The organism is Fulvimarina thalattae (genome assembly GCF_040239565.1).
Taxonomy (GTDB): Bacteria; Pseudomonadota; Alphaproteobacteria; order Rhizobiales; family Rhizobiaceae; genus Fulvimarina.
This window is the reverse complement of sequence record NZ_JBEHWS010000011.1, coordinates 57,492-79,929: the sequence shown is the minus strand read 5'-3', so window position 1 is coordinate 79,929 and position 22,438 is coordinate 57,492. Positions and strand designations below refer to the sequence as shown.

The window sequence follows — 22,438 nt, the reverse complement described above, 5'->3', positions numbered from 1 at the left end:
CAGTCGGGAATTTGTTACGACCGTGCGTCGATCGCCTCTGCGATCGCGTCCGCAGCCTTCAGCAGCCGGACCGTAACGGGGACGGCGAGTGCGACGATAGATCGCCGTCCGCCCCGCGCTGCCTGTGCCTCGCGAACCTCGCTCACCACCTGAGAGACCATCGGAATGAAGCGAATCGTCAAGGATATGGCGAGGCTCACCTTTTCGGCATTGACGCCGAGCCGCTCGAAAGGCCGGAGCGCCGTCTCGATAGCTGCGACCAGATCGGTTGTGCGCGTCGTCAACGTCACGAGCGCGGCGGCGAGAATCAGCGCTGAAAAGCGCGTCAGGAAAAGGAGCGCGGCCTGGAGGCCAACCAGCCATAATTGGGCCGCGAAGAGCATTGCGAGAATAAGGACTACCGGGCGAAGCTGCCGAAAGATCGTGTGGAGGGAAAAGCCGGCGAGCGGATAGCTGACGAGCACGACGACTAGACCGGCCGTTGAGATGGCGAGGGATGGAATCGAAAGGAGAAGTGTCCCGAAAGCGAGAAGCGCGATCAGCTTCCGCCCGGCCTTCATGCGGTGAAGGAAGCTCGTACCCGGCTTGTATAGGCCGGCAATCATGCCGTCAGATCCATGTAGAACGGGATCGCTTCGGCTGGCGGTCCGTCGAACGCGATCCGGCCGGCCTCGAAGACAAGCACACGATCGAAGCCGGAGAGGCGTTCAAGATCATGCGTCACGAAGATGATCTTCTGTGAAACTTCGGCGATCGTGCGCATCACCCGGTTGGTGTTGCGGCGGTCGAGAAGCGTCGTTGGTTCGTCCAGAACGAGCCTGTCGGGCTCCAGGGCCATGATCCCGGCAAAGGCCACCATCTGCCGCTCGCCACCGGACAGTTCGTGGACGAGGCGATCCTCCAAGCCAGTCAGGCCATAGCGTTCGAGGATGATTTCGAGGCGGGCTTCGATATCGGCCTTCGACCATTTCCGCGCTTTGAGGCCGAAGGCGATATCCTCGCCGACCGTCGGATAGACGATCTGGTTGTCGGGGTTCTGGAAAACGAAGCCGACGCGGCGGCGAACCTCCTTGGTCTTGGCTTTCGTATCGAGACCGTCGACCGTCATCCTGCCCGCGGTGGGCAGGATGAGACCGTTCAGGAGTCGCGCGAAGGTGCTCTTGCCGGAGCCGTTCGCGCCGATCACGCCGATTCGCCGCTCGCCGAGTTCAAGCGTCAGGTCGTGAAGGACGAGCGTTTCGTTCCGCCTGACCGAAACGCCGTCGAGAACGATCATCCGTGTTGCCTTGCGCTAGCCACGCGCTTCGACCAGCGGATAGGCCCGCTTCAGTGTGACGATGACGAGCGCGGCCACGACGGCCTTCACGATGTCGCCGGGGATGAAGGGCGCGGAGCCTACGAGTGAGGTCCAGAGCGGAATATCGGCGATGAAGGCAGTGGCCGGAACGCCGATCGCGTAGATGACGAAGATGCCGCCGACCAGGCAGATGAGCAGCGCCATCGGGAATTCGAGCGTGCGCCAATTGAGCTCCGTCAGCCAGCCGATGACATAGGCCGCGGCGATCCAGCCGAAGAGGTAGCCGACCGTCGGCCCTGCGAACACTGCCAGCCCGCCACGCCCGCCAGAAAGAAGCGGTAGGCCGACTGCGACAAGCAAAAGGAACAGCGCCATCGACAGCGCTCCGCGCCGCGCGCCAATGATCCCGCCCGCCAGCATCGGCCCGAGCGATTGGGCGGTGATCGGCACCGGAATGACGGGCACGGTGAGCGGCGGAAACGCGCCAAGAACGGCCATCAGCGCGGCGAAAAGAGCGATCAGAACGATGTCGCGTGTGGTCATTGGAACGAGCCCGGAAGTCGCATCGACGATGCGACGGTCCCTAGCCGAGCCGCTTCATCTTCGCAATGCAGCGCATAATACCGTTCAGATCGCCGTTTCTTCGGCATGGGCGATATAGCGCTCGCGCAGACGGCGGGTGAAGTCGCCGGGGGTGCCGGCACCGATCGTCTGCCCGTCGATCGAAACCACCGGCATGACAAAGGCGGAGGCGGAGGTGATGAAGGCCTCTTGCGCGGCCTTCGCCTCGTCGACGCTGAAGGGACGGACCTCGACGGTGCAGCCTTCCTGTTCGGCAAGGCCGACGACTGACGCGCGGGTGATGCCGTGGAGGATGTCGTTTGACAGATGCCGGGTAATGACGGTGCCGTCCTGCTTGACGATGTAGGCGTTGTTGGAGGTGCCTTCGGTCACGAAGCCGTTTTCATCGACCATCCAGGCATCGTCGGCGCCTTTCGCCTTGGCCTCCATCTTGGCGAGTGAGGGATAGAGAAGCTGGACCGTCTTGATGTCGCAGCGCCGCCAGCGAAGATCGGGCACCGTGGCGACAGTAATGCCTGTCTTGGAGACCGTCGTCTCGCGCAGGGTCTTTTGCTGCGTGAAGAGGACGAGGCTCGGCTCGGTGCCTTCGGGCGGAAAGGCGAAATCCCGGTCGGCAACGCCGCGGCTGATCTGCATGTAGATGAGACCCTCCTCGATTCCGTTACGGGAGACGAGCTCGCGGTGGATTGCGAGAAGTTCGTCGTCGTTCGCAGGCGAGGCGAGAGCCAGTTCCGACAACGAACGGCGGAGCCGCTTCATGTGGCCGGCGAAATCGACCAGCTTGCCGGAGAGCACCGCCGTTACCTCGTAGACACCGTCGGCGAAGAGGAAGCCGCGATCGAAGACGGAAATCTTGGCCTCATTCTCGGGGACATAGGAGCCGTTGACGTAGACGGTGCGGGACATGGGCGGACTTTCGATAACCGAAGGGATGCGTCCGAGCGATCTAGAGCATTTGGTGGAGAATCTGAAGCGGTCGGACTTGCGGAAAGGAGAGCATGAGCTTTCAACAATCTGGATCGGTCGACACGCGGGATGAGGCGGCAGCGCCTGCGGAACTGGATGTGTTCCGCTGTCCGTCGGCGCACGAAAAAGCCCCGGCGCGCGAACGCCGGGGCCTTGAATTCGATCGTCGGACTTCAGCCCGAGACGATCTGATTAGTTGGCGGGAGCCTCTTCGGTCTCGCCTTCCGTAGAGGAGCTTTCTTCGGACGTCGAGGAATCGGACTCCATGGAGTCGCCCGAAGCGGAAGCATCGGTCGCTTCTGCTTCGCCGCCCGTGGCGGAGGAGTCCATCTCGGCGTATTCGCCGTTGTCCCACTCGTACATGACGTAGCCCGGCAGGGTCACGTCACCCTTGTCGTCGAACGACAGGTCGCCGATCACGGTGGAGAAGTCGCCGTTGTTCAAAGCTTCGACGACCGGATCGAAATCGGTCGAGCCGGCTTCGTTGGCGGCATCGGCCCAGGCCTGGATCGCTGCATAGGTGTAGAGCACGTAGCCTTCGGTGGTCTTGCCCTCGGCTTCGAGCTTCTCGACGACTGGCTTCGCCGCTTCGTTGTTGCGCGGGTCCGGCGAGAAGGTCATCAGGGTGCCCTGACCGGCGTCGCCGGTGATCGCCCAATATTCGTCGGTGACGAGAGCGTCGCCCGACATGATGACCGTGTCCATGCCCTGCTCGCGCATCTGACGTGCCATCAGGCCGGCTTCGGTGTGGTAGCCGCCGATGTAGACAAGGTCGATGCCGGCCTGCTTCATCTTGGTGACGAGCGAGGTGTAGTCCTTTTCACCGGCCGTGTAGGCTTCCACGAGAGCTGGCGTCTTGCCGGCTTCCTCGTAGAACTTCTGGGTCTGGTCGGCGAGGCCCTTACCGTAAGCCGTCTTGTCGTTCAGGATCGCGACATTGGCATCGGGGAAGTTCTCGGCGATGTAGGCACCGGCGACTTCGCCCTGCTGGTCGTCACGGCCGCAGACGCGGAAGATGCCGTCGCCGGGACGCTGGTCGGTGAAGTCGGGGTTGGTCGAGGCCGGGGTGATCTCGATGATCTGCTCGTCGGCGTAGACCTGAGACGCCGGGATCGAGGAGCCCGAGCAGAAGTGGCCTGCGACGAACGGGACGCCTTCGGAGGCGAAGTTGTTGGCGACGGCCACGGCCTGCTTCGGATCGCAAGCATCGTCACCGATGGAGAGCTGTAGCATTTCGCCGTTGACGCCGCCGGCTTCGTTGATGTCGGCGACAGCCTGTTCGGCGCCGACGCGAAGCTGCTCGCCGAAGCTTGCATACTGGCCGGTCATGGGGCCTGCGACACCGATCGTGATGTCAGCTTTGGCCGCGCCCGTGAAGACGAGACCGAGTGCCGCGCCGGCTAGAAGTGCCTTTTTCATGAATGCTCCCTGGTCGATTTGTTGTGCCCCTTATCGGGGTGTGGTCAGGAATGGGGTTCCATGCCTGGGGCGGATTAAAAACGGTCGGAATGGCTTTGGCTAGTCGTTTCGCCGCTTTTTTCGCCTTTGATGAATCAAGAGGCGATTCACCAAGGTTTTTGAATGATTAGCCGGCTTTGAGAAAGCCGTATTGCCGTGCCATCTGGCGGTTGCGGACATAGCTTCGTCCGGCCGCCGCGATGGCGAACAACACGATGTAATCGATGACACCGTAGTAGAGCGCGGTGCCGAAACCATCGAGAGGCAGATAGAACGTGCCGTCGAAGAGGCTGAAGTGGATGAAGCGCAGCGCGATGTTGAGAAGGAACACGTAGAAGGCCATCAGCCCCCAGCCGTTCCAGCCCAGCGCCGTCGAGCGTCCGATCGCATAGGCGGCCGCGCCGCCGAGGATGACCGTGACGAAGATGAATTCTAAGATCGAGACTTCCCAGAGGAGACCCATTTCGGCTTCCATCAGTGGGCTCCCCCTTCGAGATAGGCGCTACGAACTTCTTCGCGCGACAGGAGTTCCTTGCCGGTTCCGCTCATTGTGATCGAGCCATTGACCATGACATAGCCGCGATGGGCGAGGCGAAGGGCGTGGAAAGCGTTCTGCTCGACGAGGAACACGGTGAGGCCTTCCGTCCGGTTGAGTTCGCCGATCGCCGCGAAGATCTGTTTCACGATGAGCGGGGCGAGGCCGAGCGATGGCTCGTCCAAAAGCAGAAGCTTCGGCCGGCTCATCAGCGCGCGGCCGATGGCCAGCATCTGCTGTTCGCCGCCAGATAGCGTGCCGCCGCGCTGGTTTCGGCGTTCCTTGAGGCGCGGGAAGAGCTCGAAGACCTTGTCGAGATCGGACTGGAAATCCTTCGGATCTTCCAGGATCGCGCCCATCTGCAGGTTTTCCATCACCGTCATGCGCGAGAAGATGCGACGACCTTCCGGCGACTGGGCGATCGAACGCGACATGATATCGTGGGTCGGCAGCTTGGTGATGTCGTCTCCGCGATAGACGATCTGGCCGTTCCTGGCCTGGGGCGAACCGCAGATGGTCATCATCAGAGTCGACTTGCCGGCCCCGTTCGCGCCGATCAGCGTGACGATCTCGCCGCGATAGACGTCGACATCGACGCCGCGCAGGGCCTGGATCTTGCCGTAGAACGTCTCGACGCCGCGGATCGACAGGAGGAGTTCGCGATTTTCGTGTGAATCGATCGCCGCGCTCATGCCTGGCCTCCGTCGGACATGGTTTCGGTGGCTGCCTTTTGCGGGTCTGAACGGTGGAGATCCTCCTCCACCTCGTAGACTTCCTCGTCATCGACGCCGAGATAGGCGGCGATCACCTTCGGATCGTCACGGACGGCGCGTGAATCGCCGTCGGCGATCTTCTTGCCGTAGTCGAGTACGACGATGTGGTCGGAGATTTCCATGACGACGCCCATGTCGTGCTCGATGAGCAGGACCGAGACACCGTCCCGATCGCGGATCGAGCGCAGGAGATCGTTGAGCTCGGCCGACTCGCGTGGGTTGAGGCCGGCTGCCGGCTCGTCGAGGCACAGAAGGCGCGGATTGGTGCACATGGCGCGCGCGATTTCCAGCCGGCGCTGGTCGCCGTAAGAGAGATCGGCGGCCGGATCGTCGGCGCGGTCGAGCAGAGAGATACGGTCGAGCCAGGCGACGGCCTTGTCCTTGGCCCGGTTCGCTTCGCGTCGCCAGCTCGGCAGGCCGAGCAGGCCAGAGATCGAATAGCCCGAGGCGCGCATCAGGTGGTTGTGCTGGGCGACGAGCAGGTTTTCCAAAACGGTCATGCCGCCGAAGAGGCGGATATTCTGGAAGGTGCGCGCAACGCCCGCCGTCGCGGTGATGCGGAAGTCGTTCATCCGTTCCAGAAGGTAGATACCGTCCTCGCCGTTGCGGCTGTATTGCAGGCCGCTCTTCGTCAGTTCGGTGATCGAAGCATCGCTGGGCTTCTTGCCGCGCCGAAGCACGATCCGGCCTTCGGTCGGTTTGTAGAAGCCGGTAACGCAGTTGAAGACAGTCGTCTTGCCTGCGCCGTTCGGGCCGATGAGCGCAGTGATATCGCCGCGGCCAACGCTGAAGGAGAGATCGTCGATCGCGACGAGCCCGCCAAAGCGCATGGTCAGATGCTCGACCGTCAGGACCGGGTCCTCGGTCCACCGGCCATGGGCTGCAGGCGTGTCTTGCTTGTCGTGCATGGTGTTGGACATGATCAGTGACCCTCGCCCTGGCTGACGAGATCGGCCCCGATCTTCTTCTTCTCCTTATAGAACACCGACGGAACGCGGGTCGATATGAGACCTCGCGGCTTCCAGACCATGATGGCCACCATTGCGAGACCGAAGATCAGCATGCGGTACTGGGTCGGGTCGAAGCCGGCGCCAAACACCGCTTCGAGCACGGTGAGATTACGCAGGAGCTCAATACCGCCGATCATCACCACAGAGGCGATGACCACGCCGAGCTGCGAGCCGAGGCCGCCGAGAACCACGATGGCGAGGATGATCGCCGACTCGATGAAGGTGAAGCTTTCCGGCGAGATGAAACCCTGACGCGTCGCGAAGAAGGAGCCGGCGAAACCGCCGAACATCGCGCCGGTGGCAAAGGCCGAAAGCTTGACATTCACGGTGTTGATGCCGAGCGCGCGGCAGGCGATTTCGTCTTCACGCAGGGCTTCCCAGGCGCGGCCTACGGGAAGCTTCCGCATGCGCATGGTCACGAAGTTGGTGAGCAGCGCAAGCGCCAGGATGATGTAGTAGAGGAAGACGAAGCGCTGGATCGGATCGTAGTCGATGCCGAAATAGGCCGCGAAGCCGTCGTCGCCGCGCGAGAATTCGAGGCCGAACAGTGTGGGCTTCGGGATGCCGAGAAGGCCATTCGGACCGCCGGTGAATTCGTACCAGTTCAAAAGCACGACGCGGATGATCTCGCCGAATGCGAGCGTTACGATGGCTAGATAGTCGCCACGCAGCCTCAATACCGGGAAGCCGAGCATGACACCCCAGAGCGCGGCAAAGAGGCCGGCCATCGGCAGGCAGACCCAGAAACCAAGGTCGAAATTCGTCGATAGCAGCGCGAAGGAATAGGCGCCGACCGCGTAGAAGGCGACATAGCCGAGATCGAGAAGGCCGGCGAGGCCGACCACGATGTTGAGGCCCCAGCCGAGCATCACATAGGTGAGGATCAGGATCGACAAATCGAGGAGATATCGGTTCTGGCGCGGCAGGAAGGTGTCCAGCAGAATCGGCAGGAAGATCGCGATGACAAGCATCGCGGTTCCGAAGATCTTACCGATCGGCAGCGGCTTGCGACTCGAAGCCGGGCGCTTGAAGTAGCGGGTGATCGGCTGTTCGGCGCGGAAGATGAAGTAGGACAGGAGGAAGCGGACGCCGAAGGCGATTCCGACCCAGACGATCCAGAGGCCGGGCCGCAGGGTGAGATCGAGGCCTCCGCTGCCGATGTCGGTCCGGAAGATAAAGAAGAAGACGGTAAGCGCGCCCACGAGCGCTGCCGTGATTCCGGCTTCCTTGAGAGAGCGAACGAGGCGCGATTCCTCGGTCGGGGCTTCCGTGAAGGGCGGCTCGCCCTGCATGGCGTCCCGGCGAGCTTCGCTTTCGAGCTCTTCGCCCTCGGGCCGGTTCGAGGCGGTGGGCTGATTGGTGGTTGCCATGATGCCTTAAACCTTCTCGACTTCCGGACGGCCGAGCAGGCCGGAGGGCAGGAAGATCAGCACGATCGCAAGGATCGAGAAGGCCGCGACGTCCTTGTACTCCACCGAGAAATAGCCCGACCAGAAGGTCTCGATGAGACCGATCGCAAGTCCGCCGAGCATCGCGCCGGGAAGCGAGCCGATGCCGCCGAGAACGGCAGCGGTGAAGGCTTTCACGCCGGCGATGAAGCCGATGTAGAAGTCGATCACACCATAATAGAGCAGGTACATCAGACCCGCGACGGCCGCGAGTGCGGCGCCCATCACGAAGGTTAGAGAAATCGTGCGGTCGACGTTGACGCCCAAAAGCGCGGCCATCTTGCGGTCCTGCTCACAGGCGCGCTGCTGGCGACCGAGCGAGGTCTTGCTGATGACCAGCGAGAAGGCCGTCATCAACACGATGGTCGTCACGATGATGATGATCTGCATGTAGGAGAGCTGGACGACGATGCCGCCAGGCCCGTCCATCAGCGTAATGCCGCCCTGGATCTGCGGTGGTAGCGGCTTGACGCGCGCGCCCTGGGTCACCTGGACGAAGTTCTGCAGGAAGATCGACATGCCGATCGCGGTGATCAGCGGCGCGAGGCGGAAGGAGCCGCGCAAGGGGCGATAGGCCACGCGCTCGATCGTCCAGCCCCAGACCGCGGTGAAGAACATCGCGACCGCGAGGATGATGAGAAGCACCAGCGGCAGGAAGGTGATGCCGAGGGCGGCGAGCGCCAAAAATGTCGTGAGCGCGATGAACGCGCCAATCATGAAGATTTCGCCATGGGCGAAGTTGATCATGCCGATGATGCCGTAGACCATCGTGTATCCGATGGCGATCAGCCCGTAGATCGATCCCAGCGTGATCCCGTTGATCAGCTGCTGCAGAAAATATTCCATTCGCGCCCGTCTTGTTACAGCGTGCTTTGATTTCGGATCGGCAGCTTGTGTTGTTCGGTCAGGAAGCGCTGCGTCCGGTAAGGGGCTGCCCTGAAAGATTTCAAGGCAGTTTGTGGAGGTGATGCATTCCATAGCATCACCGCGCTGGCAAGTGCCAACTTCTCAGATCTCCGGTTCACTCACAGGCGGCGTTCAGAAATTCACTACGGGATCAGTCACTTTCAGTGACGGATCGGTGTCGAGTTTGCCTGCGTCGATAGCGCTCTTGAAGCTATTGACGTCTTGCCAGCGAAACTTGTGAGCTGGCCACCATTCGAATAGGTCTAAGCTGGGAGACAGACCAAGGCCCTGACTAGAGACGCGCGGCCGAGGGAGGGAGACGATGGAGCTGGCCGATCCGGCCGTTGGCAGGCGTTCGACACGCGGCATCGAGACGGTGGTCTATGCCGGCTCGGATATCGAGGGCGCGTGCGAGACCGCCCGATCCATCGCCGTTAGCGGCGAATTCACGCTCATGGTTGCGCTCTTCGATCGCGGATTCGATGCCGGCGAACTGGCGCGTCGCCTCAAGCGCGAGATCGAGGTTCCCACCCAAGTCTGCGCATCGACGGCCGGTGGTGTCGGTCCCTTCGGCTATGTCGATGGCTGCATTATCTTCGTTTTCTTCTCGTCTGCCGAGTTCGAGGTTCTCGCGGAGCTGGTGCCGGCCATCTCGTCGGGCGGACTGGAGCAGGGGACGACCGTCGCGGGCGAGCTCTACGAGCGGTTTGAGAACAATGTGATTCACCGGCGGAAGGATGAGGCCGAGACCGGCAAGATCTTCGCGTTGACGCTGATCGACGGGCTTTCGAATCACGAGGAGGTCGTCGTCGCCGCCATCCAGCGGGGCTTGCCGAACCTTCCGCTGGTCGGCGGTTCCGCCGGCGACGGGCTGGCCTTCGAGAACACCTATGTCTGCCTCGACGGCCGGGCGCACACCGACGCCGCGGTCGTCTGCCTGATATGGACGAAGGTGCCGTTCGCGGTCTTCAAGTCCGATCACTACAGACCCACCGATGTCCGTCTCGTCGTGACCGGCTGCGATCCGGAAAAGCGGCTCGTCACCGAACTCAACGGTATCGATGCTGCGACGGAATATGCGAGCGTCCTCGGTCTCGACCCCCAGAGCCTGACGCCCTTCTCCTTCGCCGCCCATCCGCTCACGGTGCGAGTCGGCGGTGAGCATTATTGTCGGTCGATCCGCCGCATGGAGCCGGATGGGCTCTCCTTCTTCTGCGCGATCGAGGAGGGCGTCGTGCTCACCATCGCCGAGGCGAACGACATGATCGATTCGATGCGCGGCGAGTTCGACCGGATCGCCGGGGAGCTCGGCGGCATCGATCTCGCGCTCGGTTTCGACTGCATCCTGCGCCGGATCGAAGCCGAGGAGCGCCAGCTGTCGCGGCGCGTCGCCGAGGTCTTCGACAATCACAACGTCATCGGCTTCACGACCTATGGCGAGCAGTTCTCGTCCATGCACCTCAACCAGACGCTGACGGGCATCGCGTTCGGCGCTCCAGCGGAAACGACGCATAAGACGACTGCATCCGACGACCGCGCCTTTGTCGGTGTGTTGGCATGAACGAAATCATTCTCGGCACGCTGGGGACGATTTCGGCGGACGAAAAGCCCGATACCGGCTCCCCGGAAAAGGAGGAAATCCGCCGTTTGAAGCGTATCAATCTCGCTCTGCTGCGGCGGATCGAGCAGGTCACCGACAACCAGGCCAACGCCTATTCCCTGTTCGAGGCCGCGATCCAGCGCGAAACCCAGGTTCGGCGGCGGGAAGAGGAACTATCCGAGGCGCTGAAGACGCTGGAGGAAACGAACCGCAAGAATCTCGCCGCGCGCGAAGCGGCCGTCAACGCGAATCAGTCCAAGTCGAAATTCCTGGCGGCCGCCAGCCACGACATTCTGCAGCCGCTCAACGCGGCCCGGCTCTCGCTCTTCGCCGTCCAGGGCTCCGGACTCAATCCGGAGGGCGAGCGCTTCGCGACGGCCGTCGACCGTGCCCTCGACACGATGGAAGACCTCATCGGCAGCGTTCTCGAAATCGCGCGGCTCGATGCGGGCGTGCTCGAGCCGGATATCGGCGAGATCGCCGTCGGCGATCTCTGTACGAGGCTTGCCGCCGAATTTCAGCCGCTCTCGCGGGAAAAGGCTCTCTCCTTGCGCGCTGTCGGCAGCGATCTGATCGGCCTCTCCGACGCCGCTCTGCTGCGCCGGCTGCTGGCCAATCTCCTTTCCAATGCGATCCGTTACACCGACAAGGGCGGCGTGTTGATCGGCGCGCGGCGACGTGGGGATTCGGTGCGGATCGATGTCGTCGATACGGGCCACGGGATTGCGGCCGATCAGTACGAGAAGATCTTCGAGGAATTCCATCGCGGCCGGCTCGGACCGCAGAGTTCAACCGCGCGGCCAGGCCTCGGTCTCGGCCTGTCGATCGTCAAACGGACGGCGGCTGCGCTTGGCCATCATCTCACCTTTCGTTCCCGCGAGAAGCGGGGAACGGTCTTCTCCGTCACGATGCCGCTGGCGCCGGTCCAGCACCGGCAGGACAAACCGGCCTCGCCACGTGTTCAGGCCTCAGGCATCGGCCTCGCCTTTTCCAAGGTGCTTCTCGTCGAGAACGAGAAGGCGGTGATGGAAGCGACCGTTGCGCTGCTTGAGCGCTGGTCCTGCTCAGTGCGCACGGCCAGCGGCATCAGCGAGGCGCAGGCGATCCTGTCGCAGGAAAAGTTCTATCCGGACGTCGTCATCGCCGATTACTGGCTCGACAAGGGACAGCTCGGCATCGATGTCGTCGAAGCGGTTCGCTCGACGCTCGGGCGAAGCGTGCCGGCCTGCGTTCTAACGGCGGACTATGCCACAGAGACCGAAGAGCAGATCCAGGCCAGCGGCTGCGAACTGATCCGAAAGCCGGTGAGGCCCGCCGAGCTTCGCGCCCTGCTCGCTCACATGACGGCGTGAAGCGGCCTGTATGTTCATTCAAATATCTTACACGAACGCCGCATCATGCATCTGTGGTGTTTTCATTGGGTGGTGCGCTGCGGCTTTGGAATGGAAAGACTGTGGCCAGTAGATTTCGCAACAGGCGGTTTGGCGACTGAAAGGTTTATGGCGGACCTCTTCGAGGCAACCCGTCATCTGCCGCCATCTGAATACGTTGCCCTGCAGTCCTCCGTCTTTCGCTTGAGCCTGTCGCGACTTCCGCATATATCGGCCCCGCGCACCGAAACAGCCGTGCGCCTCAACTCACCCCACCCGCGCTCGTAGGCGGGACTGGAAACTTCAGGAGCAGACCGATGGCGGAAGCCGTTTCCCTTACCTTTCCCGATGGTTCGATCAAGCAGTACGCGCCCGAGACGAGCGGCGCGGAGATCGCGTCGGGCATTTCCAAATCTCTGGGCAAGAAGGCCGTCGCCTATGCGCTCGACGGCGAGGTGCGCGATCTTGCCGACCCGGTGGGAAGCGCCGGCGCGCTCGAAATCCTGACACGGGATGATCCACGCGCGCTCGAGCTCATCCGGCACGATTGCGCCCATGTGCTGGCCGAGGCCGTGCAGGAGCTCTGGCCGGGGACGCAAGTGACGATCGGGCCGGTGATCGAGAACGGCTTTTACTACGATTTCCACCGCGAGTCGCCGTTCACGCCGGAGGATCTGCCGGTCATCGAAAAGAAGATGAGCGAGATCATCCAGCGCAACAAGCCTTTCACCAAGGAGGTCTGGTCGCGCAACGAAGCAAAGGACGTCTTCGAAAAGAAGGGCGAGGGCTTCAAGGTCGAACTGGTCGATGCGATTCCCGAGGATCAGGACCTCAAGATCTACAAACAGGGCGAGTGGTTCGATCTCTGCCGCGGGCCGCATATGGCTTCCACGGGCCAGATCGGCGATGCCTTCAAGCTGATGAAGACGGCCGGGGCCTATTGGCGCGGGGATTCCACGCGGCCGATGCTGAGCCGCATCTATGGCACGGCTTGGGCTTCCAAGGAACAGCTGAAGAATTACCTCACCATGCTGGAAGAGGCCGAAAAGCGCGACCATCGCAAGCTCGGCCGCGAGATGGATCTCTTCCACTTCCAGGAGGAAGGGCCGGGCGTCGTCTTCTGGCATTCCAAGGGCTGGCGCATGTTCCAGTCGCTTGTTTCCTACATGCGCCGCCGGCTCGACGGCACTTATGAGGAGGTGAATGCGCCGCAGATCCTCGACAAGGCGCTCTGGGAGACCTCCGGCCACTGGGGCTGGTATCAGGAGAACATGTTCGCGGTGAAGTCGGCTCACGCCTTCACCCATCCGGACGACGAGGAAGCCGATCACCGCGTCTTCGCGATCAAGCCGATGAACTGCCCCGGCCATGTGCAGATCTTCAAGCACGGCCTCAAAAGCTATCGCGAGCTGCCGATCCGTTATGCCGAGTTCGGCAATGTGCATCGCTATGAACCGTCCGGCGCGCTGCACGGCCTGATGCGCGTCAGAGGCTTCACGCAGGACGACGCGCACGTCTTCTGCACGGAAGAGCAGCTGGCCGCCGAATGCATGCGGATCAACGATCTCATCCTTTCGATCTATGCCGATTTCGGCTTCGAGGAGATCGTGGTAAAGCTCTCCACCCGGCCGGAAAAGCGCGTCGGCTCGGACGAGAACTGGGACCATGCCGAGAAAATCATGGGCGATGTTCTGAAGGAGATCGAGGCTAAGTCCGGCGGCAAGATCAAAACCGGCATCCTGGAAGGCGAGGGCGCGTTCTACGGGCCGAAGTTCGAATATACCCTGCGCGATGCGATCGGCCGCGAATGGCAGTGCGGCACGACGCAGGTGGACTTCAACCTGCCGGAGCGCTTCGGGGCCTTCTATATCGACGAGAACTCCGAGAAGAAGCGCCCGGTGATGATCCACCGCGCCATCTGCGGCTCGATGGAGCGCTTCCTCGGCATCCTTCTCGAAAACTTCGCCGGCCACATGCCGCTCTGGTTTGCGCCGCAGCAGGCGGTGGTCGCGACGATCACCTCGGAAGCCGACGACTACGCCCGCGAGGTGACGGAGATCCTGCGCGCCGCCGGGCTGAAGGTGGAGACCGATCTGCGCAACGAGAAGATCAACTATAAGGTCCGCGAGCACTCGCTAGCCAAGGTGCCGGTCATCATCGTCTGCGGCAAGCGCGAGGCCGAGGAGCGGGCGGTGAACATCCGCCGTCTCGGCTCGAAGGACCAGACGGCGATGGGTCTCGAAGAGGCGGTCCAGACGCTGGCGGCAGAGGCCATGCCGCCCGATCTGAAGCGCAAGGCCATGGACAAGGCGTTCGAGACTCAAGCCTGACGCTGAAATTATGCGGGCGGATCATCGGCGGTCCGCTCGCATGGTCCTTCGGCAGGGACGTCATAGGCGCGAAGCACGAAGACGCTCGGCGCTTCGATCCAGTCATAGCCTCGATCGGCTGCGTACGATCTCAGAATCGCATATCCGAGAAGCGGCAGGGCGAGGAACAGAACGACACTCGCCGCGAGGATCATCGCGTGTATTCGCTCGGATGAGAACAGGCCGAGCAGCGGGAACAGCTCGGGTCCGGAGGCGCCGAGAAGCCAGAAGCTTGAATTGTCGATCGCGAGCGATTTCGCGCAGTTCGTGATGGCACGTTTCCAGGACACCAGATCCGATAATCGGACCCAGACCAGCGCAATTCCGCTGGCTGCAAAGAGGAAGAGGTTCGCCAGTGCGAGGCGCCTGTTCATGTGCGCATGACCCTCATCCGAAAAGCGCTTTCTCCGCTTCTACCGTCTCGCGGATGAATTCGGCGACGGCGGCGATCCGGGCAACGTCGCGGACGCTTTCATGGAACACCAGCCAATAAGCGCGGTCGATGTGTTCTGCCGGGAGCAGACGGACGAGTTCGCTGCGTTTCTCCGCGGTAAAGCAATGTAGGATGCCGATGCCCGCACCGGCCGAAACCGCCTCCAGCTGCCCCATGGCCGAAGACACCTCGAAGCGTGATGGCCATTCGGGAAGAAGATCGGCGAAGTAGGAGAGGCGTGGTGAGTAGAGGAGGTCCTCGACTGCGCCGACGAGACGGTGGGAGGCGAGATCTTCCAGCTTTTCGGGTTCCCCGTGCCGATCGAGATAGGATCGGGCCGCGTAGAAGCCGAGGGAGTAGTCCGTAAGCTTTCCCGCCACCAGACGCCCGTGCTCGGGCCGTTCCACCGTGATCGCGATATCGGCCTCGCGCCGCGAGATCGAAAAGGCGCGGGGGACCGGCACGAGCTGAATCGTCAGGTTCGGATGGCGTTCGGCCAGACGCCAGAGGCGCGGGGCGAGAAAGCTGGTACCGAAGCCATCGGGTGCGCCGATACGCACCGTTCCGGAAAGACTGACATCGGCTTGACCGATCTCGGCGCGGGCGGAGATCGTCGCCGCTTCCATGCGTTCGGCTTGGGTGAGGAAGGTACGACCCTGAGCCGTCAGCTCGCAGCCATTCGGCCGGCGATGCAGGAGCTGTGCGCCGATATCGGCCTCCAGCGCCGAGAGGCGTCGCCCGACCGTCGCATGGTTGAGTTCGAGCCGACGTGCTGCGCCGAGTATCTGGCCTGCTCGCGCGACGGCGAGAAAAATCCGCGCATCGTCCCAGTTCATTGATGAGCCCCGTCGGCAGTGGATGGACTATACTTTTCGCACAACGGATTGGCGTTTCAAGGGATTGGTTTGGACGAAATTGTGCGCCACTACGGGGCAACGCAGAAATCTGAGGAGGATCTCATGGACACAATCGGTCATTTCATAAATGGCGAACGCGTTCCCGGCTCGAGCGGGCAGACGACGGATGTCTACAACCCGGCGACCGGCCAGGTGACGAAAAAGCTCGCGCTCGCTGGCGCCGACGATCTGCAGAATGCGGTCGACGCGGCGAAGGCGGCACAGCCGGGTTGGGCGGCGACCAATCCGCAGCGCCGGGCGCGCGTCTTCATGAAGTATGTTCAGCTTCTGAACGACAACATGCAGGAACTCGCCCAGCTTCTGTCTTCCGAGCACGGGAAGACGGTGGAGGATTCCAAGGGCGACATCCAGCGCGGCCTCGAGGTCGCTGAATTCGTCATCGGCATCCCGCATCTTCAAAAGAGCGAATACACCGAGGGCGCGGGCCCCGGCATCGATATGTATTCGATGCGCCAGCCCGTTGGCATCGGAGCCGGGATCACGCCCTTCAACTTCCCGGCCATGATCCCGATGTGGATGTTCTGCCCGGCGATCGCCTGCGGCAATGCCTTCATCCTGAAGCCGTCCGAGCGCGATCCCTCCGTTCCGATGCGGCTTGCCGAACTGATGATGGAAGCCGGACTGCCGAAGGGCATCCTCCAGGTCGTCAACGGCGACAAGGGCGCGGTCGACGGCATACTCCAGCATCAGGATATCGGTGCCGTTTCGTTCGTGGGCTCGACCCCGATCGCCGCTCATGTCTACGCGGAGGCAGCGAAATACGGCAAGCGCGCCCAGACCTTCGGCGGTGCCAAGAACCACATGATCGTTATGCCGGACGCCGATCTCGATCAGGCGGCCGACGCGCTGATCGGAGCGGGCTATGGCTCCGCAGGCGAACGCTGCATGGCGATCTCGGTGGCCGTGCCGGTGGGCGAGGAGACGGCGAACGCCCTCGTCGACAAGCTTGTTCCACGCATCGAGGCGCTGAAGATCGGCCCGTATACCGATAGCGAAGCGGATTTCGGCCCGGTCATCACGAAGGCGTCGAAGGAGAAGATCCTCGGCCTTGTCGAAAAGGGGGTTTCGGAAGGCGCCAATCTCGTCGTCGATGGTCGCGGCTTCAACATGCAGGGCTATGAGGACGGCTATTTCGTCGGGGCATGCCTGTTCGACAATGTCACCAAGGACATGGACATCTACAAGGAAGAGATCTTCGGTCCCGTCCTCTCGGTGGTCCGTGCGAAGGACTACGACGAGGCGCTGGCTCTGCCGACCGACCACGAATACGGCAACGGCGTTGCGATCTATACCCGCGACGGCGATGCGGCACGCGACTTCGCCTCGAAGGTGCCGGTCGGCATGATCGGCGTCAACGTGCCGATCCCGACACCTATGGCCTATCACTCCTTCGGCGGCTGGAAGCGCTCGGTCTTCGGCGATCTCAACCAGCACGGTCCGGACTCGATCAAGTTCTGGACGCGCACCAAGACGATCACCAGCCGCTGGCCTTCGGGCATCAAGGACGGGGCGGAATTCTCGATGCCCGTTATGCGCTGAGGGGCTCAAGCACTTTCCGTGTCTTTCTCAGGCACACGCTTTCGATCGGGCGCTCCCTTTGCGGGGCGCCCGATCACGTTTGAGAGAGGTATTTGCGCGAAGGCCAATAAATTCATGATTGTTCACTCATCGATTAAGTTCCTCCGATCATACGGTCGTGATCGGTTTGAATATCGACAGATTGTTCAATGGATATGGCCTACCGTGCCAATCCACAGTCACCATCTTGGGTTCACAAGACGACGCGACAGGCGCCGCCCCGAAGTGTCGAGCCAATGGCCGCGATAAGGCCTACCGACATTCGAACGATGAAAGAGACTGTACGATGTTCAAGACAACGCTGATCGCAGCAACCCTCGCCGCAACCGCAATCGCCGCTCCCGCCAGTGCCCAGGCGCTTGGCGGTTCGGAGTACTACAAGACCCAGAACGAAGAAGCTGCACGTGAAAGCGTTGCGGACGCTCCGCGTTCGACCGCTGTCGATGCGACCCGTGTGTATGGCTATAGCCAGACCGTTCCGGGCTCAGACTATGGTCGCCATATCGCCGAGCAGCAGACGCGCGCTGCGGTCCAGGCTGATACTGCTGGTGTCAACGCTTCCAGCGTCAACCCGGGTAGCACGCAGATCGTGCCGGGTTCGGACTATGGTCGCCATATCGCTGAGCAGCAGACCCGCGATAGTGTTCGATAAACAATAGACGCTACCAGTAAAGTCCTCCCAAGACTTGATGAAAGCCGGTCCGCAACGCGCGGGCCGGCTTTTTGCATGGAGGGTTCAGGTCGCGGCAAGAAAACGGGCGACGTTTGCGAATACCTTGTCGAACATTTCTTCAGTCAGCCTGCCCGTATTCGTGTTGTACCGCGAGCAGTGATAGGTCGGGAACAGGGTGTAGGCGCCCGCGGGCAGCTGACCGCCGTGGCTGAACGGTTGGTCCTTCAACTTCAAGCCGAGCGTGCGCACGGTCGAGTCATGCGCGATCCGGCCTAGCGTGACGATCGCCTGAAGTTTCGGCAGCGATGCAATGGTCGCCGACAGGAATTGCCGGCAGGTATTGATCTCGGCTCCTACCGGCTTGTTTTCGGGCGGAACACATCGCACCGAATTGGTCACGGCGGTCCCGAAGAGTTTCAGTCCGTCATTCGGGTCGGCATTGAATCGGTCATTTGCGAAGCCGTGCTTGTGAAGCGTGCCGTAAAGAAGGGTGCCGGCGTAGTCGCCCGTGAATGGTCGTCCGGTTCGATTCGCGCCGCGTACGCCCGGCGCGAGTCCGACGATGAGCAGGCGAACCTCACCGGCGCCGCCTTCGGGATAGAAGGTCGAGACCGGCGCATTGTGCCAGCCGGGTTCTTTCGCTCGCCATTCCTCGCGGAAATCCACGAGGCGCGGGCAGAGCGGGCAGTTGCGGGGCGGCTCGGTCGGGCCGGTCGCGCTCATCGTCTTCGATCGGGCCGACGAAATCAGTAGTCGTCGTCCTCGTCGTCATCGGCGTTGTCCACATTGGCGCGGCGTGCGAGGCGCGCGTCACGTTCGGCCTGGCTGCGACCGATATCGTTCTTCAGACTTGTCAGATCGATGAAATGATCGGCCTGGCGCCGCAGATCGTCGGAGATCATCGGCGGCTGGGTCGAGAGCGTGGAAACGACAGACACCTTGCGGCCTTTGCGCTGCAAGGCATCAACAAGTGAACGGAAGTCGCCGTCGCCGGAAAAAAGGACGAAGTGATCGACCGTGTCCGACAATTCCATGGCATCGATGGCAAGTTCGATGTCCATATTGCCTTTTACCTTACGGCGGCCGGACTGATCTGTGAATTCCTTTGCCGGCTTCGTCACCACCCGGTACCCGTTATAGTCGAGCCAGTCGATGAGTGGGCGGATGGAGGAGTATTCCTGATCTTCGATCAGTGCGGTGTAGTAGTATGCGCGTAGAAGATATGCCTTCTTCTCGAAGAAAGTAAGCATTTTCTTGTAATCGATATCGAAACCGAGATTGCGAGAGGCTGCATAGAGATTTGCGCCGTCAATAAAAAGTGCAATTTTCTCGCGTTGATCGAACATATATTCAACTTTCGCTAGTCTATTGGGCGGTAATAATTTCTCAGTGAGGTATTGGCCGCCAAATTGAGGAGGGTACTGATCGCGCTCCGGTACAGGGACAATCATGCTTTAATCAAGGTGGCTTGCGAATTTATTGAAGCCGAACGCGTATTTTATCGGAAAGCGGCCTTGTGGAGGTTCCGCCTATTCGGTATTGAGTCCACGATTCCAACCATACCGCTATTCGGCATGAGGAGACAGGCATGGCCCGTGTCACCGTAGAAGATTGCGTCGATAAGGTCGACAACCGTTTCGAGCTCGTGCTCCTGGCCAGCCATCGCGCCCGTCAGATCAGCCAGGGCAACCCGATCACGGTCGATCGCGACAACGATAAGAACCCGGTCGTCGCCCTTCGCGAGATCGCCGACGAAACCCTTTCGCCGGAAGATCTGAAGGAAGACCTCATCCACACGCTGCAGAAGCATGTGGAGGTCGACGAGCCGGAGGACACCCGCCCGGCAGAACGTTCCGAGGCTCCGGCGCCGCAGGCCGCCATCCAGGACAAGCCCGACGACACTGTCGCCTTCGACCGCATGTCCGAGGACGAACTGCTGGCCGGTATCGAAGGCCTCGTCGCTCCGGAAAAAACCGACGACTATTAAGCGCGTTGCGCACATAGGCCTTTTATTGCGGCGTCTTATGCCGCAGAGGCCTACCGCGTTGCGTCAAAGCTGACTATTGTGAAGGAGCGTGCCCATCGGGGCATGCTCCTTTTTTCGTTTCGGGGCTTTTTGCAAGTCTGCCCGGCATTGCATGGATGAAAGCGCAGCGCGGCGATGATGCGCCAATACGAACTGGTGGAGAAGGTCGCGGCCTATCGCCCTGAGTTGGACGAGGCTCTGCTCAACCGCGCCTATGTCTACGCCATGCAGAAGCACGGTGCGCAAAAGCGCGCCAGCGGCGATCCCTACTTCTCCCATCCGCTCGAAGTCGCCGCGATCCTCACCGAATTGCGCCTCGACGAGGCGACGATCGCGACGGCCCTCCTACACGACACGATCGAGGATACCGACGCGACCCGCAAGGAGATCGATCAGCTTTTCGGCCCGCGGATCGGCCAACTGGTCGAGGGACTGACCAAGCTCAAGCGACTCGATCTCGTGTCGAAGCGCGCCGCCCAGGCGGAGAACCTGCGCAAGCTTCTGCTCGCCATCGCGGACGATATCCGCGTCCTCCTCGTCAAGCTTGCCGATCGCCTTCACAACATGCGCACGCTCGGGCCGATGCGGGCCGACAAGCGCAGCCGCATCGCGCAGGAGACGCTCGACATCTATGCGCCGCTCGCCGGGCGTATGGGCATGCAGGACATGCGCGAGGAACTGGAAGACCTCGCCTTTCGCCATGTCAATCTGGAAGCCTATGAAACGCTGACGGAGCGTCTCGCCGAGCTGAAGCGGCGCTATGCGGGAACGATCACCAAGATCGAGGAGGAACTTACCGCGCGCCTCAAGGCCATGGGGATCGATGCGAAGGTGACAGGCCGGCAGAAGCGGCCCTATTCGGTGTTTTCGAAGATGCAGCGCAAGAAGCTGTCCTTCGAGCAGCTGTCGGATATCTTCGGTTTTCGGGTTGTCGTCGCGGCGGAAGAGGATTGCTACCGCACGCTCGGCATCGTGCACCGCGCCTGGCGCATGGTGCCGGGGCGGTTCAAGGATTATATTTCGACGCCGAAGCAGAATGATTATCGCTCGCTGCATACGACGGTGATCGGCATGGCGGGCCAGCGTGTCGAGCTTCAGATCCGCACCCACGAAATGCACCGCATCGCCGAATACGGCATCGCGGCCCATGCCATTTACAAGGATGAGAAGGGCGAGAACGGCGAGGTCGTCCGATCGATCGAGCTTTCGAAGGATTCGAAAGCCTATGCCTGGCTTCGCCATACGATCGAGCTTCTGGCAAGCGGCGACAATTCGGAGGAATTCCTCGAGCACACCAAACTCGAACTCTTCCAGGACCAGGTCTTCTGTTTCACGCCAAAGGGCCGCCTGATCGCGCTGCCCCGCGGAGCGACATCGATCGATTTTGCCTATGCGGTCCACACCAATATCGGCAATTCCTGCGTCGGCTCGAAGATCAACGGCCGCATCATGCCGGTGGTGACGGAGCTCCAGAACGGCGACGAGGTGGAAGTGATCCGCGGCGATGGCGAGGTGCCGCCGGCAGCCTGGGAGAACATCGCCGTGACCGGCAAGGCGCGTTCCGCGATCCGCCGGGCTTCCCGCGCCAATATCCGCAAGCAGTATTCGGGCCTGGGCCGCCAGATTATCGAGCGAACCTTCACCCGTTCGAGCCGGCCATTTTCGGTCGAGATGCTGAAGTCCGTTCTCGGAAAGCTCGGTCATCAGAATGTCGAGGACGCCTTCGCCGCCGTTGGTCGCGGCGAGCTGCCGTCTCTCGACGTTCTGAGGGCGATCCACCCCGACTATCAGGATACGCGCGTCACGCGGCGTACCGAGCGCGATCCCCAGGATGGCTGGTTCAACCTACGCAGTGCGGCCGGCATGATATTCCGCGTGCCGGGCAAGCCAAAGCCGCAGCGCAAGAAGAATTCGTCGGCCATCCCGATTCGCGTCGGCGGCGGCGACCTGCCGGTCACGTTCTCCGAAGACGGTGCGGTTCCGGGGGATCGGATCGTCGGCATTCTGGAGCAGGGCAAGGGGATCACCATCTATCCCATTCAGTCGCCGGCGCTGCTTGCCTTCGAGGATCATCCGGAGCGCTGGGTCGACGTGCGCTGGGACATCGACGAAAACTTCGACCGCCGGTTTCCCGCGCGTATTTCGGTCTCCGCGCTCAACGAGCCGGGCTCGCTCGCCGAAATCGCCGCGACGATCGCGCATAATGACGCCAATATTCACAAGCTGGAGATGAAATCGGCGGCTTCAGATTTCACCCTGATGGTGTTCGATCTCGAAGTCTGGGACGTGAACCATCTGAATCGGACGCTGTCCCAGATCCGTGGAAAAGAGTGCGTTTCCACCGTCGAACGGGTCAACGGATAGCTTTTCAGTAACGCTCAATGCTCTGTGTGCGTGGCTTGTGGCCGTTCCGGTTGATACCCGGGAAGCGACCTTCTAAACCGATGCGAAAGCAGATCGATGGTTCTCTCAAAACGGCCGAACGGTTTATGCCGCC

The 22,438-nt window shown here is 61.6% G+C and carries 21 protein-coding genes; 7 read left to right on the top strand and 14 right to left on the bottom strand.

Annotated elements, in window-relative coordinates:
• Nucleotides 1-14: 14 nt before the first annotated feature.
• The 10 genes from ABRA89_RS14355 to ABRA89_RS14310 form a co-directional block, all read right to left on the bottom strand.
• Complete coding sequence (locus tag ABRA89_RS14355; RefSeq protein ID WP_349942187.1) at nt 15-605, bottom strand: energy-coupling factor transporter transmembrane component T family protein; 591 nt, start codon at nt 603-605, stop codon at nt 15-17.
• Nucleotides 602-1,276, bottom strand: coding sequence for an energy-coupling factor ABC transporter ATP-binding protein (locus tag ABRA89_RS14350; protein ID WP_349942186.1), 675 nt, complete (start codon nt 1,274-1,276; stop codon nt 602-604). Before ABRA89_RS14350 ends, ABRA89_RS14355 begins: the two co-directional genes overlap by 4 nt.
• Before the next feature lie 15 nt (nt 1,277-1,291).
• Nucleotides 1,292-1,840 carry a biotin transporter BioY gene (locus ABRA89_RS14345; RefSeq protein WP_349942185.1) on the bottom strand — a complete coding sequence of 183 codons (549 nt, stop codon included), beginning with the start codon at nt 1,838-1,840 and terminating at the stop codon, nt 1,292-1,294.
• A gap of 84 nt (nt 1,841-1,924) precedes the next feature.
• A complete protein-coding gene (locus ABRA89_RS14340) occupies nt 1,925-2,785 on the bottom strand; it encodes a D-amino-acid transaminase (RefSeq protein ID WP_349942184.1) in 861 nt (286 codons plus the stop codon).
• Between the two features lie 252 nt (nt 2,786-3,037).
• The gene (locus tag ABRA89_RS14335; protein ID WP_349942183.1) at nt 3,038-4,264 is read right to left on the bottom strand and encodes a branched-chain amino acid ABC transporter substrate-binding protein; all 1,227 of its coding nucleotides are present in this window, start codon (nt 4,262-4,264) and stop codon (nt 3,038-3,040) included.
• A 166-nt stretch (nt 4,265-4,430) separates the two neighbouring features.
• On the bottom strand, nt 4,431-4,778 hold the full coding sequence (locus ABRA89_RS14330; RefSeq protein ID WP_349942182.1) for a DUF6867 family protein: 348 nt from the start codon (nt 4,776-4,778) through the stop codon (nt 4,431-4,433).
• Nucleotides 4,778-5,530 (bottom strand): ABC transporter ATP-binding protein, encoded by a 753-nt coding sequence (locus ABRA89_RS14325; RefSeq protein ID WP_349942181.1) that lies wholly within the window; start codon nt 5,528-5,530, stop codon nt 4,778-4,780. Before ABRA89_RS14325 ends, ABRA89_RS14330 begins: the two co-directional genes overlap by 1 nt.
• A complete protein-coding gene (locus ABRA89_RS14320) occupies nt 5,527-6,531 on the bottom strand; it encodes an ABC transporter ATP-binding protein (RefSeq protein ID WP_349942180.1) in 1,005 nt (334 codons plus the stop codon). The genes ABRA89_RS14325 and ABRA89_RS14320 overlap by 4 nt, the downstream gene beginning before the upstream one ends.
• A gap of 2 nt (nt 6,532-6,533) precedes the next feature.
• Nucleotides 6,534-7,991, bottom strand: a complete 1,458-nt coding sequence (livM, locus tag ABRA89_RS14315) for a high-affinity branched-chain amino acid ABC transporter permease LivM (protein ID WP_349942179.1) — start codon at nt 7,989-7,991, stop codon at nt 6,534-6,536.
• A 6-nt stretch (nt 7,992-7,997) separates the two neighbouring features.
• On the bottom strand, nt 7,998-8,915 hold the full coding sequence (locus ABRA89_RS14310) for an ABC transporter permease subunit (protein WP_349942178.1): 918 nt from the start codon (nt 8,913-8,915) through the stop codon (nt 7,998-8,000).
• 382 nt (nt 8,916-9,297) lie between these two features.
• On the opposite strand from ABRA89_RS14310, the gene ABRA89_RS14305 reads away from it, so the two are divergent.
• The 3 genes from ABRA89_RS14305 (at nt 9,298) to thrS (ending at nt 14,275) form a co-directional block, all read left to right on the top strand.
• On the top strand, nt 9,298-10,536 hold the full coding sequence (locus ABRA89_RS14305) for an FIST N-terminal domain-containing protein (protein WP_349942177.1): 1,239 nt from the start codon (nt 9,298-9,300) through the stop codon (nt 10,534-10,536).
• Nucleotides 10,533-11,927 carry an ATP-binding response regulator gene (locus tag ABRA89_RS14300; RefSeq protein ID WP_349942176.1) on the top strand — a complete coding sequence of 465 codons (1,395 nt, stop codon included), beginning with the start codon at nt 10,533-10,535 and terminating at the stop codon, nt 11,925-11,927. Before ABRA89_RS14305 ends, ABRA89_RS14300 begins: the two co-directional genes overlap by 4 nt.
• A 335-nt stretch (nt 11,928-12,262) precedes the next feature.
• The gene (thrS, locus tag ABRA89_RS14295) at nt 12,263-14,275 is read left to right on the top strand and encodes a threonine--tRNA ligase (RefSeq protein ID WP_349942175.1); all 2,013 of its coding nucleotides are present in this window, start codon (nt 12,263-12,265) and stop codon (nt 14,273-14,275) included.
• Nucleotides 14,276-14,283: 8 nt separating this feature from the next.
• Here the strand turns inward: thrS and ABRA89_RS14290 are convergent, their stop codons facing one another.
• Nucleotides 14,284-14,688 carry a hypothetical protein gene (locus ABRA89_RS14290; RefSeq protein WP_349942174.1) on the bottom strand — a complete coding sequence of 135 codons (405 nt, stop codon included), beginning with the start codon at nt 14,686-14,688 and terminating at the stop codon, nt 14,284-14,286.
• A 13-nt stretch (nt 14,689-14,701) separates the two neighbouring features.
• Nucleotides 14,702-15,583 (bottom strand): LysR family transcriptional regulator, encoded by an 882-nt coding sequence (locus ABRA89_RS14285; RefSeq protein WP_349942173.1) that lies wholly within the window; start codon nt 15,581-15,583, stop codon nt 14,702-14,704.
• Between the two features lie 123 nt (nt 15,584-15,706).
• Here ABRA89_RS14285 and ABRA89_RS14280 point away from each other — a divergent pair, with 123 nt between their 5' ends.
• Nucleotides 15,707-17,203: a CoA-acylating methylmalonate-semialdehyde dehydrogenase gene (locus ABRA89_RS14280; RefSeq protein ID WP_349942172.1), complete on the top strand. Its 1,497-nt coding sequence runs from the start codon at nt 15,707-15,709 to the stop codon at nt 17,201-17,203.
• A 325-nt stretch (nt 17,204-17,528) separates the two neighbouring features.
• Nucleotides 17,529-17,894, top strand: coding sequence for a hypothetical protein (locus tag ABRA89_RS14275; RefSeq protein WP_349942171.1), 366 nt, complete (start codon nt 17,529-17,531; stop codon nt 17,892-17,894).
• 84 nt (nt 17,895-17,978) lie between these two features.
• On the opposite strand, the gene ABRA89_RS14270 is transcribed toward ABRA89_RS14275, so the two are convergent.
• On the bottom strand, nt 17,979-18,638 hold the full coding sequence (locus tag ABRA89_RS14270; protein WP_349942170.1) for a uracil-DNA glycosylase: 660 nt from the start codon (nt 18,636-18,638) through the stop codon (nt 17,979-17,981).
• A 23-nt stretch (nt 18,639-18,661) separates the two neighbouring features.
• Entirely contained in the window at nt 18,662-19,261 is a 600-nt protein-coding gene (locus tag ABRA89_RS14265; RefSeq protein ID WP_349942250.1) for a LabA-like NYN domain-containing protein, read from the bottom strand.
• A 242-nt stretch (nt 19,262-19,503) separates the two neighbouring features.
• On the opposite strand from ABRA89_RS14265, the gene rpoZ reads away from it, so the two are divergent.
• Both rpoZ and ABRA89_RS14255 read left to right on the top strand, forming a co-directional pair.
• Nucleotides 19,504-19,902, top strand: a complete 399-nt coding sequence (gene rpoZ / locus ABRA89_RS14260; protein WP_349942169.1) for a DNA-directed RNA polymerase subunit omega — start codon at nt 19,504-19,506, stop codon at nt 19,900-19,902.
• A 174-nt stretch (nt 19,903-20,076) separates the two neighbouring features.
• Nucleotides 20,077-22,305: a RelA/SpoT family protein gene (locus ABRA89_RS14255; RefSeq protein WP_349942168.1), complete on the top strand. Its 2,229-nt coding sequence runs from the start codon at nt 20,077-20,079 to the stop codon at nt 22,303-22,305.
• Nucleotides 22,306-22,438 lie beyond the last annotated feature (133 nt).